This window comes from Vallitaleaceae bacterium 9-2 (assembly GCA_038396585.1).
GTDB lineage: Bacteria > Bacillota > Clostridia > Lachnospirales > Vallitaleaceae > UBA1351.
This window is the reverse complement of sequence record CP121691.1, coordinates 3,560,018-3,576,494: the sequence shown is the minus strand read 5'-3', so window position 1 is coordinate 3,576,494 and position 16,477 is coordinate 3,560,018. Positions and strand designations below refer to the sequence as shown.

Genomic DNA, 16,477 nt, shown 5'->3' with positions numbered 1-16,477 from the left:
GAGGTGATTCCATTGAAAATAAAAAAATCAAGTCAATTAGTTACTCGTAATGAAAAGGTGTTCTCATTTTTTATGAGCGTTGTGGGAATCATCATTACAATACTTAGTCTGTATCCGATATATTATGTTATTATCGCATCGGTAAGTAAACCATTTTTTGTTGAAAATGGTGATGTGATGTTTTGGATTAAAGGTTTTAATTTAGAAAGTTATCGACAAGCATTTGCAAAAGACGGAATATGGTTAGCCTATCTAAATACCTTCTTCTATACAATTGTCGGTGTTATGGCAAATATGTTTTTTACAGCAACAATGGCATATGCTTTATCAAAGCAACGCCTCATGTTCCGTAAGTTTTTTACGATTATGACCGTATTTACGATGTGGTTTAACGCAGGAATGATTCCTTTATATATGACATTTGTTAACTTAAAGTTATTAGATACGCGAACAGGAATTATTGTTGGTTTTGCATTAAATACATACAACTTAATTATTTTAAAAAGCTTTTTTGAGCAGGTACCACAATCTTTGGAAGAGGCAGCATTTATTGATGGCGCTTCCAATTTAAGAATTTTTTATCATATTTATTTGCCGCTATCTAAGCCGGCCCTTGCGACAGTAGGAATGTTTTATGGGGTTTCTCGATGGAACGGATACTTCTGGGCGATGAACTTGTTAAAAGATGATAGCAAAATACCGTTGCAAGTTTTATTGAAAAAATTGATTGTAGACCAGGTGGCCAATGAAACAGAGGCAGGAATTATTACGATGGACTCCCTAGCATCACCTACGACGGTTATTTATGCGATTATTATCATTGCTATTGTACCTATGGCGGTTGCCTACCCATTTGTACAAAAGTATTTCAAAAAAGGAGCCACAATTGGTTCGGTAAAAGGATAAGATCTTACATATGACAAACGTCATTGAAGATATATTAAAAAGAAAAGGAGAAAGTTATGAAAAGATTAATTGCAACAGCTATGGTTGTCGTTATGACAATGTTACTTATGGCGGGATGTGGAAAAAGCACAGATAGTGAAACTGCAACAGATTCAACAACACAAGCGGGGACAGAAACAGGTACAACAACAGAAAGCACAGAAGAAAGCCTTGAAGGAAGTTTGGTATCAGCAGAACCTAAGACGTTTTCAATTTTCTTAAACTTCAACAATATGCCATTTGATTCTGAATGGGAAGTATGGCAAGAAATTGCAAAACGTACAAATGTAAACTTAGAAGGTGTTATTTCAAAGACAAATGCTAATGAAGAAGAAGCATTTAACTTGATGTTATCTTCAGGAGATTTAGCAGATGTTATTGGATACAAAAACACAGCAGATTTAGAAAAGCTTGGTCGAGATGGTGGACTTATTGCCCTTAATGACTTAATTGATGAGCATGCGCCAAATATCAAAGCTCTTTTAGAATCAGATCCAAAATTTAGACAAGGGGCAACATCATTAGATGGTAACATCTATTATATTCCAAAAAATCAAACATTATTATCAGCAGAGTTCTACTGGGTTCGACAAGATTGGTTAGATGCACTTGGTTTAGAAGTTCCAACAACTGTTGATGAACTATATACTGTATTAACAGCATTTAGAAATGAAGATCCAAATGGAAATGGTCAAAAAGATGAGATTCCATTGTTTGACCGTGCAGGACATAAGATGCCGGATGAATATTTATACCTTTTTGATTCAAGTACAGAGTTTTATGCACGTGATGGCGTGATAGAGTTTGAACCATTAGAAGATAACTTCGTGTATGGTGTTAAAGAACTTGCAAAATGGTATAAAGAAGGATTGATTGACCCTGAAATCTTTACACGTGGAGCGAAGACACGAGATACATTATACAGTGCTAACCAAGGTGGATTCACACATGACTGGCCAAGTACAGGAAACTATAACCGTTCATTGGCAGAAGAAATCCAAGGGTTTAACAACGTAGCTATTGCACCAATGAAAGACCAAAATGGAAACATTGTAGAACGTACAACACGTTACCCAGCTCCAGGTTGGGGAATCTCTTCTCAATGTGAAGACCCAGTAACACTTATCAAATTCTTTGACTTTTTCTTCTCAGAAGAAGGTTCTGACCTTATCAACTGGGGAATCGAAGGCAAAACATATGTTGTTGACGATGCGGGCAACAAAACATATACAGATGAAGTGTTAGGTAACACTGAACAAACACCACTTGGTTACCTTCGTTCATTAGGTATTCAATATCGTATCGGTATGAACCAAGATCCAAACTATGAATATGCGTTTATGACTCCAGAAGCCCAAGCAGCAGCAGAATTATACAACGGACATCCAGAGTGGTACCGTGATAATGTACCTCCATATTTTGATGGACAATTGGACTTAAAATATACAGAAGAAGATGAAGCCGAGTACAAGCGTATCATGTCACAAATCCGTCCATATGTGGATGAAATGTTCCAAAAATGGATGTTAGGTGCATCAAACATTGAAGACGATTACGCAACATTCGTTCAAGAACTTAAAGACAGAAACATTGATCGTGCCATTGAAATCAACCAAAAAGCGATGGATACTTTCTTAGGAAAATAAACCAACAAAATATTTGAACATAAAAAAATGAAAAATCAGCCCTTTGGGCTGATTTTTCAAGATAAGGAGACGATAAATTGAAGAAGAATTTGATTTATATTTTTGCAGATCAATGGAATAAAAATGCGATAGGCTTTGAAGACAGCCAAGTCAAAACGCCACGTATGGATGCATTTGCAAAACAATCCAAGGTATTTGACAATGCGATCAGTACATACCCTTTATGCTCTCCGCATCGTGCATCTTTAATTACCGGAAAATATCCGTATTCTCTAGGGATGTGGACAAACTGTAAAATAGGATTAGACGAAGTGGTGATGTTAAAGCCTCAAGAGACAACAATAGGCGATGTATTAAAAGCAGAAGGGTTTCAGACAGCATATATAGGCAAGTGGCATTTAGATGCTAGTGAAAAAAACTTTGAAGCCAACCCACAGTCAAAAGCAGTACATTGGGATGCGTATACGCCACCGGGAGAACGACGTCATGGGTTTGATTTTTGGTTTTCATACGGAGCAATGGATAACCACTTAAGACCACACTATTGGCGAGATAGCTCTCAACAGATAATTGAAGAGCGCTGGTCTCCAGAGGTGGAGACAGATGTTGCACTAGAGTTTTTAGAGCAAAGAAAAGCGGGACAACCATTTTGTTTGTTTTTATCATGGAATCCACCGCATCCACCTTATGACCAAGTGCCGGCTAAGTATAAAGCTATGTATGATGCCATTCGTGTACCGGATAATGTTCCAAAGAACCTCAAAGAAGATCCGAAGTTTATTGAGACGCTTCGCGAGTATTATGGAGCTGTAAGCGGTTTGGATGATCAATTCGGTCGCCTTATAGATTACTTGAATGCACAGGGACTTATGGAAGATTCAGTTATCGTCCTATCAGCCGATCACGGTGATATGCTAGGTGCACAAGGGCTTATGGGAAAAAATATCTGGTACGAAGAATCGATTAAGATTCCGCTCATGATTTGTGATCAAGAGATCGAACCTGGACGTACAGATATGCTTCTAAGCAGTGAAGACCATATGCCGACGTTGCTTGAATTATTGGATGTCCGTGTACCGGAGTGTGTAGAAGGAACCAGTTTTGCCTCAAGACTTATTAAAAATCAGGATGCAATTGTTGAAGAACATGAAGAGAAGCTGATTATGATGATTCCGGGGATGCCTGAGATGGTCGATGCATATAGACGTCGTGGCTATAATAACAAAGCGTTTGGCTGGAGAGGTCTTCGAATGAAAGATAAGACCTATATTGTAGATAACGGAACTCAGCCGGGAGCGATTCAAAAACGCTACCTCTATGATTTGGTTCAGGATCCGTTGCAAATGCGTCCCATAACCCTTGAAAAAGAGGATTCTATTGCTATGCAGATGGACAAAAAACTAGAAAACTATTTGAATAAAACGAACGATCCTTTTATGTTGGATCAAATAGAATGGAGATAATATAATGTGCATGAAAAACTTTAGTGAAGTAACAACAGACGAAGTGAAAAAGGCAATGGATATTGCTGTTAATCAAATTGGAAGTGACTTGGATCAATTTACAGATGCATTTAAAATTAATGGGACAACCAATAATTTTTATGAGCCAAGTATCAATCGCTCATGGACGAGTGGATTTTGGACGGGGCAGATATGGCTAGCGTATGAATGGACAAAGGATGAACGCTACAAAAAAGCAGCTGAAGTTCAAGTAGAGAGCTTTTCAAAACGTATGGATGAAGCCTTTGACATTAATCATCATGACATGGGATTTTTGTATAGTCTCTCCTGTGTAGCAGCGTACAAACTGACACAAAATACTACAGGAAAAGAAGCGGCAATTCGTGCGGCAGATCATCTTATTACTCGATACCAAGAAGATGGGCAATTTATTCAAGCTTGGGGAAATGTTGGGGCAGATGATAACTATCGATTGATTATAGACTGTCTTTTAAATCTTCCGTTGTTATATTGGGCAACCGAAGCGACAGGAGATGAAAAATATGCAGACATTGCGAGACGCCACATTGATACATCATTAAAAGTTGTCCTTCGTGAGGACCATTCCACGTATCACACATATTATTTTGAAAAAGGCACAGGAAAACCTCTCTATGGTGAGACGCGACAAGGATACAGCGATGATTCAGCATGGGCAAGAGGGCAAGCTTGGGGAATCTATGGAACAGCACTGAGTTATCGATATACACAAGAAGAATCCTACAAAGATATTTTTTATAAAGTCACAGATTTCTTTATTGATAATCTTCCTAAAGATTTAGTGCCATATTGGGATTTTGAATTTAATGACCCATCACAAGAATCCAAAGATTCATCCGCCGCAGCGATTGCAGTTTGTGGTATACTAGAGATGTGTAAATACCTTGATGGCGAGCGAAAAGAAAAATATCGAAGTGCAGCCCTTAAGATTTTAAAATCCTTGATTGACAATTATGCGGTAAAAGATCCAAAAAGCTCCAATGGCTTACTTCTTCATGGTGTTTATGCAAGAGGTACTGCGCATAATAGTTGTGAAGATCGTAACGTTGATGAATGTAATGTTTGGGGAGACTACTTTTATCTTGAGGCGTTAATGCGAGAGTTAAAGGATTGGGAGCTTTACTGGTAAGCAATGAAGATATAGAGGTGAAGACGTGACAAAAAGACAGTTTATATTTATAATGACAGATACGCAACGGTTAGATATGATTAATGTGTTTAATGAGCGGCGCGAAATGCACACGCCAAATCTGGATAAGTTAGTGGAACAAGGTGTTAGCTTTGAGCGCGCCTATACCACTCAACCTGTATGCGGACCGGCACGTTCAGCAATTTTTACAGGAACATACCCTCATACCAATGGAATGCTTGGTAATGGAATGGAGCTAGGGGAATATGTAAAAACACTTGGTCAAAGATTGAGTGCAGAAGGTGTGCATTGTGGCTATATAGGCAAGTGGCACTTAGACGGTGGAGATTATTTTGGTGACGGCATATGTCCGGATGGATGGGATGATGCGTATTGGTATGATATGCGTAATTACCTGATGGAGATGCCTAAACAAGACCGTGTACGTTCAAGGAATTTTCAGAGCTGTTTTGATGAGCAAGGAATTGATGAGAAGTTTACCTATGCGCACAAATGCTCTCAAAAAGCAATGGAATTTATTGAGGCCCATAAGGACGAAGACTTTTTACTCGTACTTTCTTATGATGAACCCCATGGTCCATTCTTGGCACCCAAGGAGTTTTTTGAGCCTTTTAAAGGACAACGTGTCTTTGAAAAAGAAAATATGCATATAGATATAAACACATTACCGGCGCATATACAATTATGGGCGAATAATGGACGAAAAGTTTTTGCCAATGAAGATGGGCTGGGCTTAGCAGGGTGCAATAGTTTTGTGGATTATGAAATCGGTCGCGTCCTAGGCACTATTGAAAAACATTTGGCAGAGCCAACCATCATGTATACATCAGACCATGGGGATTCCATGGGGTCCCACGGAATCTATGGCAAAGGTGCAGCTATGTATGATGAAATCACCAATATACCCTTGATTATGATGAATCCGACATGGGATGAAAAGAACAGTCGGCGTCATGAAGCGGTTTCACACATTGATATTGTGCCAACAATTCTTGATTATTTTGATGTTAAAAAACCGGAAGCTCTTTTTGGGGAAAGTCTGTTGTCAAAAGAAAAAACGGTTGGAGAGATTAAGGACCAAGCATTCATCGAATTTAATCGCTATGAAGTTGACCATGATGGTTTTGGAGGATATCAACCGGTACGCTGTGTTGTAAAAGACGGATATAAGCTTGTTATCCATCTTATGAGTGATGATGAGCTATATGATTTGTCCAAAGATCCTCAAGAGATGGACAATCTTATTCATAATCCGAAAGTGCAAAGTATTCGCGACGAACTTCATGATGCGTTGCTTGACTGGATGGATGTGACAAGAGATCCTTTTAGAGGATATTATTGGGAAGATCGGTCATGGCGTGAAAATGCACCGAAACCAAACTGGGAAAATCACTATATGACCCGTCAGCGAATTACAGAGCCGGGTGAGGTTAAACAGCTAGATTATGACACTGGACTTGAGATAACAGAGTTTAACCGTAAAAAAAAGTTATACTAAATTTGAAAAATCTTGCAAAAACGTGAAAAAAGTGGTATCATAAGAAAAAACCCAAGGGGAGGAATCTTATGATACCTTATGTCAGACGAAGTAAAGTTCTAGAGTTTATGCATACAAAAGACATCGTTTTTTTTGAAGAAATAGCCGATCGTGTCGGAGTATCTTTGGCGACAGTGCGCAGAGACTTAAAGACGTTGGAAGAAGAAGGTCAAGTAGAGATTTTGACCGGAGGCGCGGCAAAGATTATGGTTAACATACCTGAAAAGTCTTTGGCGGAAAAGATGACTCTAAACAAAGAAGAAAAAATGCAGATTGGAAGTTATGCTGCAACAAAAGTCGGTGACGGACAGTTTATTTTTTTGGGACCGGGAACAACAGAAGATATGATGATTAAGCATTTGGCGGGAAAAAATGTTACCGTAGTCACCAATGGTGCCTTTCATATTCAAGAATTGCTCAAATACCAGATTAATACGATTATCCTTGGTGGTGAGGTGATGCTGGATATAGGTGTGGTTATCGGACCGACGGTGATACGTCAAATCTCGTGTATGAACTTTGATAAGTGTTTTATTGGAGCGTCCGGGGTGATTCCTGGAGGAAGTATTACGACATCAAGTGTTGAAGTTGCAGAAGTGAACAAAATAGCGTTAAAGAATTCGGCGGAAGCCTATATCATTGCGGACTCAACAAAACTAGGTAAACGCTCAAGATATACATTTGGACAACTGGATAATGATTGGCGATTAATAACAACAAGTCATATTGATAAGATCTATCATCATGACCCACGATTTATTTTTGCAGATATCTGAAAAAAAGTGATTTCGATTCAAATCGAAATCACTTTTTTATTAGAAAAATACACTTCTGTTGTATAAAAAGCATAAAAACGTTGCTAAATGGGGGTTCTTGATAGTTAAAATGGTACTCTCTCCTGAAAAAAGCTGAAAAAAATTATTTTTTTTTTGCTTTTTTGATGAAAAATATTGACATAAATTGAAAATGGGTGTAATATGTAATCAAATCCAAGAATAATACATGAAGGATTTGTGCAATATGTTTAATTCAGTAAGATTAGAAAAGGAGAATGTTCAATGAGAAAAGGGATTGCAATTTTACTAACACTAATCATGAGTTTAACGTTGGTGGGGTGTCAAGGTAGTAGTGATGAAGTAGCAGATAGTGGAACAGATTCAACGCCAGTGGTAAGCGAAGACGCAACAAGTGAAGATACGCAAGAGACGTCAGGGGACAATGAGACAGTTAATGCAGACATACCTTCGGCGATTCAAGGAAAAACTTTGAAGATGGCTCTTATTAAAGAGTGGGGAACTGGAACACACATGATTACACATATTAATGGTGTAAAAGATGAAGCAGCTAGATACGGGATTGAGTTAAGCGTTATCGATGCTAATAATGACTTGGCAAAGATGGCAGAAGGTATTGACAATGCCGTGACGAATAAGATGGATGCAATATTAATCTCTCACGGTAAAGCAGATGCATTAACCGGTGCGGTTCAAAAAGCTTTGGAAGCTGGAATTCCTGTTATCGTTTTTGATAATGACTTTGATATTCCAGAAGAAATTCATCAAGGAAAGCTTGTATCTCTTGATCAATATGACTTAATGATGGGGCTTTTATCACAGATGGCACTTGTTCAAGAACTTGACGGAAAAGGCAAAGTTGTCTATAACCGTGTTGCCAATGTACCTCCAACAGATAAACGTCACCGTATTTGGGAAGGTGGAATCCTACCAACATACACAGGTCTTGAAGTAACCAATACGATTGACTTAGGTACAGATAACCCAATGCCAAAAGCACAAACAGCTTTAGAGACATTATTGACAACAGGTAGTGAAATTGACGCTGTATATGCAGTATGGGATGAATATGCAAAAGGATTTTATAATGCATTAGTTGTAGAACAACAAGCATCTGGACGTACGATTCCATTATATTCTGTGGATATCTCAGACCAAGACTTGGCGATGATGCAAGATCACCCAGAAATCTGGAGAGCTTCAGCAGCTGTTGACCCAACCGTTGTAGGTCAAGTTCAGATTCGTTTAGCGCTTAAAGCGTTAGCAGGTGAAAAAATTCCTCGTTACTATTCATTAAAACCAGTACTTGTTCATGTAGATGATCTACCATCAAAAGATGAACGACGTGTAACAATGGCAGATTTGGCAGAATTCTATGATGGCTGGGGTTATACAACAGACTTCTTAGAAGATTGGATGCTTGCTTTAGAACAAGCACAATAAAGTGTAACTGCAAACCGATTGATCTTTTCAATCGGTTTGCTCATAAAAAGATAAAGTTGCAGTAAGTGAGGTTGTGAATATGAGTCGATTAGAAATGAAAGGAATAACAAAATCATTTCCGGGAGTTAAGGCTCTTGATCAAGTAGATTTTTCAGTAGGCAGTCAAGAAATTCATGCACTTATTGGTGCCAATGGTGCAGGAAAAAGTACGTTAATGAAAATTCTTGCAGGTGCATATCAAGGGTACGAAGGAACGATTAGCATTGATGATGAAGTAAAAGCAATTGAAAGCCCAATCGATGCCAAAGCTCACGGAGTAGTCATTGTATATCAGGAAGTTGATACAGCGTTAGTGCCTCATTTAACCGTGGCAGAAAATATAATGATGGATGAAATTATTAGTCCGCAACAAAAAACAATGCTGAATTGGAAAAAAATCAAAAAACAAGCACGAAAAGAATTGGAAGCTTTAGGGTTAGATATTGATGTTAACAAATTGGTAAGTGACTTAACATTATCTCAAAAGCAGATGGTACTGATTGGACGTGCGGTTTATCAAAAAGCGAAGTTTTTAATCTTGGATGAACCAACAGCTCCACTTAGTTTAGAAGAAACAGAAAAACTATTTAAAATTGTGTCGAAGCTAAAACAAGATGGAATGAGCATTATATTTATAAGTCATCGTTTAGATGAAGTATTTCAAATAAGTGAAAAAATTACGGTGCTAAGAGACGGCCAATATGTGGGAACATATAATGCCTCTGAGACATGCATTGATAATATAGTAGAAAAAATGTTGGGGCGTAAGTTGGAAAACACCTATCCCAAACATATCGGTGACATCGGTAAAGAAGTTTTGAAGATACGTGATTTAACAGGGACCGGCGGAATACATCATGTGGACTTAACGTTGCACGAAGGAGAAATCATTGGTCTGGCAGGACTTGTCGGCGGTGGTAAGACAGAACTATGCAAGTTGATTTTTGGAGAAGGTAATATTACCCAAGGAACCATTGAACTCAATGCAAAACAAGTCGTTAATAAAAATCCGGCGATTGCGGTTAAAAACGGATTCGCACTTGTCCCTGAAGAACGAAGAAAAGAAGGGATATTGGTTCATGAATCGATAGAAACCAATCTAACATTACCCACATTAGACAAGTATTGTAAGTATTCTTTTATGAATCGTATCAAGATGAAAAAAGTGTCAAAAGATAATATTGAAAAAGTTGGGATCAAAACACCCACAGAAAAGCAGATTGTTGCAAATCTAAGTGGTGGAAACCAACAAAAAGTTGCAATTGGAAAATGGCTGCTATCTGACGCACAAGTCTATATCTTTGATGAGCCGACAAAAGGTGTTGATGTAGGTAGTAAAGCAGAAATATATCGGCTTATTGGTGAATTGGTTAAGGCGGGAAAAAGTGTTATCTATGCGACCTGTGAATTCCCCGAAATCCTAGGGTTAACCGATCGAACCTATGTCATGTATAACGGAACCATAGCCAAAGAGCTTATTACCAAAGAAACAGATGAAGAAGAATTATTATTATACTCTACCGGAGGTGGCCAAAATGTTAAAAAACGAGCCTAAACAAAAAATAGATTTATTTCAGTTCTTTTATAAGTACGGCACGATTTTAGTAACTGTATTAGCCGTATTGTTCTTTACAATTCGATTAGAAAATTTTATGAACTTCAATAATATCACCAATATTTTTCGATCCGTATCTATTGTAGGATTAATCGCCCTTGCGATTACCATGGCACTGACTGTTGATGGATTTGATTTATCTGTAGGTGCTGTGGCAGGATTTGCATCTGTAATCGCTGCAAAAATCATGGTTATCTGGGAAATGAATCCGATATGGGCGATTACAATTCCCTTAGTCGTAGGTGTCTTGGTAGGTATGGTGAATGCCTTCTTAATTATCAAAGTAGGTATCTCAGACATGTTGACAACACTCTCGATGATGTTTTTATTAACAGGAATCTCTATTACATTCCAAAATGGTACGGCGATATACAACTACATGCCACTACCAGATAATGCAGGTATTGCACCTGGGATGATGCATCCGGCGTATCTGTTTATTGGACAAGGCAAGATATTTGGTATTCCGTTTCCGGTTATCTTGATGCTCACAGTGGTCATCATTGTACACATCTTTTTAAACTATACAAAATACGGACGTTACCTATATATGGTTGGAGGTAATGAAGAAGCGGCAAAACTTTCTGGAATCCCAACAAAAAAATATCGATTATTAGCTTACATCTTTTCAGGGTTCATTGCAGCGCTTGGTGGTTTGGTTTTAGGTGCCAGATTAGGTTCAGGTGAAGTTGATGCAGGTGGATCGTACTTGATGGATGCAGTAGCTGCAGCCTTTATTGGATTCTCAGTCTTAGGAATTGGAAAAGCCAATGCCTTTGGAACTTTACTTGGAGCGCTTTTGATGGGAATCTTATTAAATGGATTGATTATGATGGACTTCCCATACTATTCCCAAGATATTGTTAAAGGAATCGTATTAATTATAGCCTTAGGATTAACCTATTATAAGAAGAAAGATTAATTTTGAGAGGAGACCGACGATGAGTAAATACGTAGAATTAAATGAAAAAACAGTCATTGATTATGTTAACAGCAAGATGGAGTTCTTTCGACCGGATGCCGAGTATGTGTGCAATGAAATTGGAGATGGAAACTTAAACCTCGTCTTTCGCGTCAAAGATACGAAAAACAATAAAAGTGTTATTGTTAAGCAAGCCCTTCCTTATGTAAGAGCGGCGGGAGAAGATTGGCCTCTTGATATTGGCCGTGGAGAAATTGAATCTCATATCCTAGATATTGAATATAAACTGACCGATGGTTTAGTGCCAAAAGTCTACTTCTATGATACAGATATGTATTGTATGGCGATGGAAGATTTAGATAACTACATTATCATGCGATATGGATTGCTTGACTATATCCAATATCCAAAATTTGCGGATCAAATCAGTGACTTTTTAGTCAAAACACTTTTGCTTACATCCGATGTTGTGATGGAGCATAAAGAGAAAAAAGAAAGTGTCAAAGAATTTATCAATCCGGAGTTATGTGAAATAACAGAAGATTTAGTTTATACAGAACCATTTCATATTGGAGCACGTAATAATATGGAAGAAGCGATTGTTAAGTTCCATCAAGAAGAGATTGTAGATGACGAAGAATTGGCACGAGAAGTGGCTAAGTTAAAATTTGACTTCATGAATAATGCCCAAGCACTTTTACACGGAGACTTGCACACAGGAAGTATCTTTGTCAATCAAGATTCAACAAAAGTTATCGACCCTGAGTTTGCTTTTTATGGTCCGATGGCCTATGACATTGGTGCATTAATCGCCAACTTGATTATGAACTATATATCAACAAAAGCATCGCTTGAAGAGGGCGAGCTTCGCCAAAAACATGAGGCGTTTTTATTGGATGCCATCCGTGAAGTCATCGATCAGTTCAAAGCAAAATCCTTAGAAATATGGGATGAAGTGGTGACGGATAAAATGGCAAAAGCAAAAGGGTTCAAAGAATACTATATCAATGATGTACTTGTTAACACGGCAGGAGTGACAGGGTGCGAGATGATTCGTCGAACAGTAGGATTTGCCCATGTAAAAGACTTAGACGGTATTGCAGATGATACAAAGCGCATCAAAGCCAAAAAAGATAACATGCATTTGGCAAAAGTGCTGATAAAAAATAGAGCAGAAATAGTCACTGGCGAAGAATATCTTCGTTTGATTGAAAAATATTTATAGGAGATGATGAAATGATTACAACAGTTATTCCAGCAAAATTAAACGAAGATAAGACAAAATTAGAACTTATTGATCAAACGTTATTACCTAATGAGGAAGTGTTCCTCTATTTAGACCAACGGGAAAAGATTTTTGAAGCGATTAAGATGTTACGCGTTCGTGGCGCTCCAGCAATTGGAGTGGCCGCAGCATATGGATTATATGTATGCATGAATAAGATGGAAACAAAAGATTTTGAGGCGTTTAAAAAAGAATTCACAGAGACAAAGGATTATCTTGCCACCAGTCGACCAACCGCAGTTAATCTATTCTGGGCACTAGATCGCATGCAAGACCGCTTTGAAAAAGAAGAGGCAAAAGGTGCAACAATCGAACAAATGAAAAAAGCGCTCTTAGATGAAAGCGAAAAAGTCTTCGAAGAAGACCAAGCTATGGGTAAAGCCATTGGAGAATATGGATTAGAACTACTAAAACCAGGCATGGGTCTTTTAACACACTGTAATGCAGGTGGAATCGCAACATCGGGTATCGGAACAGCATTAGCACCGATGTATTTGGGTCATGAGCAAGGATATAACTTTAAAGTGTATGCGGATGAGACAAGACCCTTGCTTCAAGGTTCCAGATTAACAGCATATGAACTATATAAAGCCGGATTAGACGTAACGGTTATCTGTGATAACATGGCATCCCTTGTTATGAAAGAAGGAAAAATAGACGCCGTGCTTGTAGGCTGTGATCGAATAGCAGCCAATGGAGATGCTGCGAACAAGATAGGTACATCAGGAGTTGCAATCCTCGCCAAAGAATATGGAATTCCAATGTATATCCTTGGACCAACATCAACCATTGACATGAATACTGCAACAGGACAAGACATTGAGATTGAGCTTCGTGATGAAGAAGAAATCGGCAATGGATTTGGCCGAAGAACAGCTCCAAAAGAAGTCAAAGCCTATAACCCTGCTTTTGATGTAACTGATGCAAAGTACATCACCGCTATTATAACAGAGAAGGGAATTGTTCGTCCACCTTACAAGGAGAACTTGAAGAAATTGTTTGAATAGGAGATGCCTATGAGTACATATATGAATGAAATCAAGATTCGCAATGCGATTTGTGATGTGGGTCAAAAATTATATGATAAAGAATTTGTGGCGGCCAATGATGGGAACATCTCAGTAAAGCTCGATGATAATACCCTCTTGGTGACACCAACAGCCGTATCAAAGGGTGGTATGAAGCCGGATGAAATCGTTAAGATGACCTTAGATGGGGAAATCTTAAGTGGAGGTAAGCCATCGTCTGAAGTCAAGATGCATATACAAGTCTATAAGACGAACCCTGAGATTCAAGCGGTCGTTCATGCACATCCGCCGATTTCAACAGCCTTTGCAGTGGCGCGGGTGCCCATGGAGACACCGATTCTTGCAGAAGCCGTCGTCAACTTAGGCGTGGTTCCGGTAGCTGATTTTGCGCTACCGGGTACCAAAGAGGTGCCAGAATCTATCAAACCCTATGTGCGGGATTATAATGCGGTACTTCTTGCCAACCATGGATTATTAACATGGGGCAGAGACCTTAGAGAAGCATTTTTTAGGATGGAATCGGTGGAACATTATGGAAAAATTCTTCTGTATGTAAAACAAATCGGAGACCCGAGAGAGTTTAACTGCACAGAAATTGATGCATTATTAGATATTCGTAAAAAGATTGGTGTCTCATCGGGAGGCGTACCGGCATGTAAACCGGCATATGCCACAGAGACGGTAAAACCTGAGACAGAAGACGATGTCAAAGACTATAATGAAGTGGAATTAGCTCAGGCAATTACCAACGAAGTTATGAGACAGCTTCATAGGAGGTGAAAAGATGCAAATTAGTGAAAAAGAAATACAGCAACTGGTCAGTCAAATTGTTCGACAAACGATGGGGCAAGAAAAACAAGCAATTGATGTGAGCCCATCAAGTGGAGAATATAAAGCATCATCTATTCAAGGACATCAAATCGGTGTATATGAAAAAATGGAAGATGCCATTGAAGCGGCAAAAAAAGCTAACCAACACTATAGCCAATACAGCATCAAGGATCGACAACGCTTTATCGATGGAATAAAAAAATGGACCTTAAAGGAAAAATACGACCTAGCGAAACGGGTTGTTGAAGAAACCGGACTTGGAAACTACGAAGATAAGATCAGAAAACATGAGCTTGCAGCAAGAACACCAGGGACTGAACTCTTAGAGACCAAGGCGCAAAGCGGGGACACAGGACTTGCTATTATTGAAGAGGCGCCTTTTGGTGTCATCGGAGCAACTACACCGGTAACCAACCCTTCTGAGACAGTCATTAGCAATACGATAGCCATGTTGGCAGCGGGAAATACAGTTGTTTTTAATGTGCATCCAAGTTCCAAAAGGGTGTGTGCATATACGGTGTCCCAGATCAATCAATTGATTGTAGAGCTAGGAGGACCAAAGAACCTTATCACTATGGTCAAAGACCCAACGATGGAATCGCTGTCGGTACTAGCGTCTTGCCCAATGGTTAATATGCTGGTAGGAACCGGTGGTCCGGGACTGGTTAAAGCCTTATTAAAATCCGGGAAAAAAGCCATAGGAGCAGGTGCAGGTAACCCTCCGGTTGTCGTTGATGAGACGGCCAACATAAAAAAAGCGGCGATTGATATTATCACAGGACACTCTTTTGATAATAATATAGTATGTATATTGGAAAAAGAAGTGTTTGTTGTGGATGAAGTAGCCAATGAACTGATTGAAACAATGGTTCAAGAAGGAGCAATGCTTATAAAAGGTGATACGATAAAAGCTTTGCAAGAGTTGATTACATATGAAGATCAAGAAGGCGCTCATGTACGTAAAGAGTGGGTCGGCAAAGATGCTCATACATACTTAGATGCCTTGAATATATCATACGACCAAAAACCAAAGTGCATTATTTGTGAAACAACATTTGAACATCCGTTTGTACAATTGGAGTTATTAATGCCGGTATTACCAATTGTACGTGTCGATAACTTTAAAAAAGGTGTCGAATACGCTGTTAAAGCAGAGCATGGCAACCGACATACAGCAATCTGCCATTCCCAAAATATTGATAACATCACCTACTATGCGAAAGCAATTAATACGACAATTTTTGTCAAAAATGCACCTTCGCTTGCAGGGATAGGTGTCGATAGTGAGTCGGTGGTTAGCTTTACTATAGCCGGACCAACCGGAGAAGGAATTACAACAGCGAAAAACTTTACAAGAGCACGTCATTGTGTCCTTGTTGATGGGTTTAGAATTATATGATAGGCTCGTCGGTACGTGGTAATGCACTGGGAATGCTAGAAGTTTGCGGTTATGCAACAGCTCTTATTGTTATCAGTGAAATATATCAGAATATGGACATCCATGTTGTAGCGATTAATATTAATAAACCGGCGGTGGCGGTTCTTGAGAAGATTCCACTGCAGGCGCAGATTAAGTTTCAAGGCAGTATTGATCAAGTTCGAGCGGCAATGGAGCTGGGATATGAAGTGGCATTAAAATACAACGAACCCGAAGACATCATTCAATCAACCATCGCCAACCCGCATCCAGGAATACAAAAGTTAATAGAAAGCTCAAAATAATCAATGAGTGAATGGAGG

14 protein-coding genes are annotated in these 16,477 nt (G+C 38.9%); all 14 read left to right on the top strand.

Annotated features, from left to right (window positions below):
* The first annotated feature begins 12 nt into the window (after positions 1-12).
* On the top strand, positions 13-906 hold the full coding sequence (locus tag QBE53_16275) for a carbohydrate ABC transporter permease (GenBank protein WZL81332.1): 894 nt from the start codon (positions 13-15) through the stop codon (positions 904-906).
* Between the two features lie 56 nt (positions 907-962).
* A complete protein-coding gene (locus QBE53_16270; GenBank protein WZL81331.1) occupies positions 963-2,591 on the top strand; it encodes an extracellular solute-binding protein in 1,629 nt (542 codons plus the stop codon).
* Between the two features lie 77 nt (positions 2,592-2,668).
* The gene (locus tag QBE53_16265) at positions 2,669-4,054 is read left to right on the top strand and encodes a sulfatase (protein WZL81330.1); all 1,386 of its coding nucleotides are present in this window, start codon (positions 2,669-2,671) and stop codon (positions 4,052-4,054) included.
* 4 nt (positions 4,055-4,058) lie between these two features.
* Positions 4,059-5,222: a glycoside hydrolase family 88 protein gene (locus tag QBE53_16260; protein ID WZL81329.1), complete on the top strand. Its 1,164-nt coding sequence runs from the start codon at positions 4,059-4,061 to the stop codon at positions 5,220-5,222.
* Between the two features lie 25 nt (positions 5,223-5,247).
* Positions 5,248-6,741 (top strand): sulfatase-like hydrolase/transferase, encoded by a 1,494-nt coding sequence (locus QBE53_16255; protein WZL81328.1) that lies wholly within the window; start codon positions 5,248-5,250, stop codon positions 6,739-6,741.
* 68 nt (positions 6,742-6,809) lie between these two features.
* A complete protein-coding gene (locus tag QBE53_16250) occupies positions 6,810-7,556 on the top strand; it encodes a DeoR/GlpR family DNA-binding transcription regulator (GenBank protein WZL81327.1) in 747 nt (248 codons plus the stop codon).
* A gap of 282 nt (positions 7,557-7,838) precedes the next feature.
* Positions 7,839-9,017, top strand: a complete 1,179-nt coding sequence (locus QBE53_16245) for a sugar ABC transporter substrate-binding protein (GenBank protein ID WZL81326.1) — start codon at positions 7,839-7,841, stop codon at positions 9,015-9,017.
* Between the two features lie 73 nt (positions 9,018-9,090).
* The gene (locus QBE53_16240) at positions 9,091-10,611 is read left to right on the top strand and encodes a sugar ABC transporter ATP-binding protein (protein ID WZL81325.1); all 1,521 of its coding nucleotides are present in this window, start codon (positions 9,091-9,093) and stop codon (positions 10,609-10,611) included.
* Complete coding sequence (locus tag QBE53_16235) at positions 10,592-11,593, top strand: ABC transporter permease (GenBank protein WZL81324.1); 1,002 nt, start codon at positions 10,592-10,594, stop codon at positions 11,591-11,593. Before QBE53_16240 ends, QBE53_16235 begins: the two co-directional genes overlap by 20 nt.
* Positions 11,594-11,612: 19 nt before the next feature.
* Positions 11,613-12,818 carry an S-methyl-5-thioribose kinase gene (gene mtnK / locus QBE53_16230; protein ID WZL81323.1) on the top strand — a complete coding sequence of 402 codons (1,206 nt, stop codon included), beginning with the start codon at positions 11,613-11,615 and terminating at the stop codon, positions 12,816-12,818.
* Between the two features lie 14 nt (positions 12,819-12,832).
* Positions 12,833-13,885, top strand: a complete 1,053-nt coding sequence (gene mtnA, locus QBE53_16225; GenBank protein ID WZL83333.1) for an S-methyl-5-thioribose-1-phosphate isomerase — start codon at positions 12,833-12,835, stop codon at positions 13,883-13,885.
* Positions 13,886-13,894: 9 nt separating this feature from the next.
* Positions 13,895-14,686 carry a class II aldolase/adducin family protein gene (locus tag QBE53_16220; GenBank protein ID WZL81322.1) on the top strand — a complete coding sequence of 264 codons (792 nt, stop codon included), beginning with the start codon at positions 13,895-13,897 and terminating at the stop codon, positions 14,684-14,686.
* A gap of 4 nt (positions 14,687-14,690) precedes the next feature.
* A complete protein-coding gene (locus QBE53_16215; GenBank protein ID WZL81321.1) occupies positions 14,691-16,136 on the top strand; it encodes an aldehyde dehydrogenase EutE in 1,446 nt (481 codons plus the stop codon).
* Positions 16,133-16,459: a BMC domain-containing protein gene (locus tag QBE53_16210; protein ID WZL81320.1), complete on the top strand. Its 327-nt coding sequence runs from the start codon at positions 16,133-16,135 to the stop codon at positions 16,457-16,459. The genes QBE53_16215 and QBE53_16210 overlap by 4 nt, the downstream gene beginning before the upstream one ends.
* The last annotated feature ends 18 nt before the right edge of the window (positions 16,460-16,477 follow it).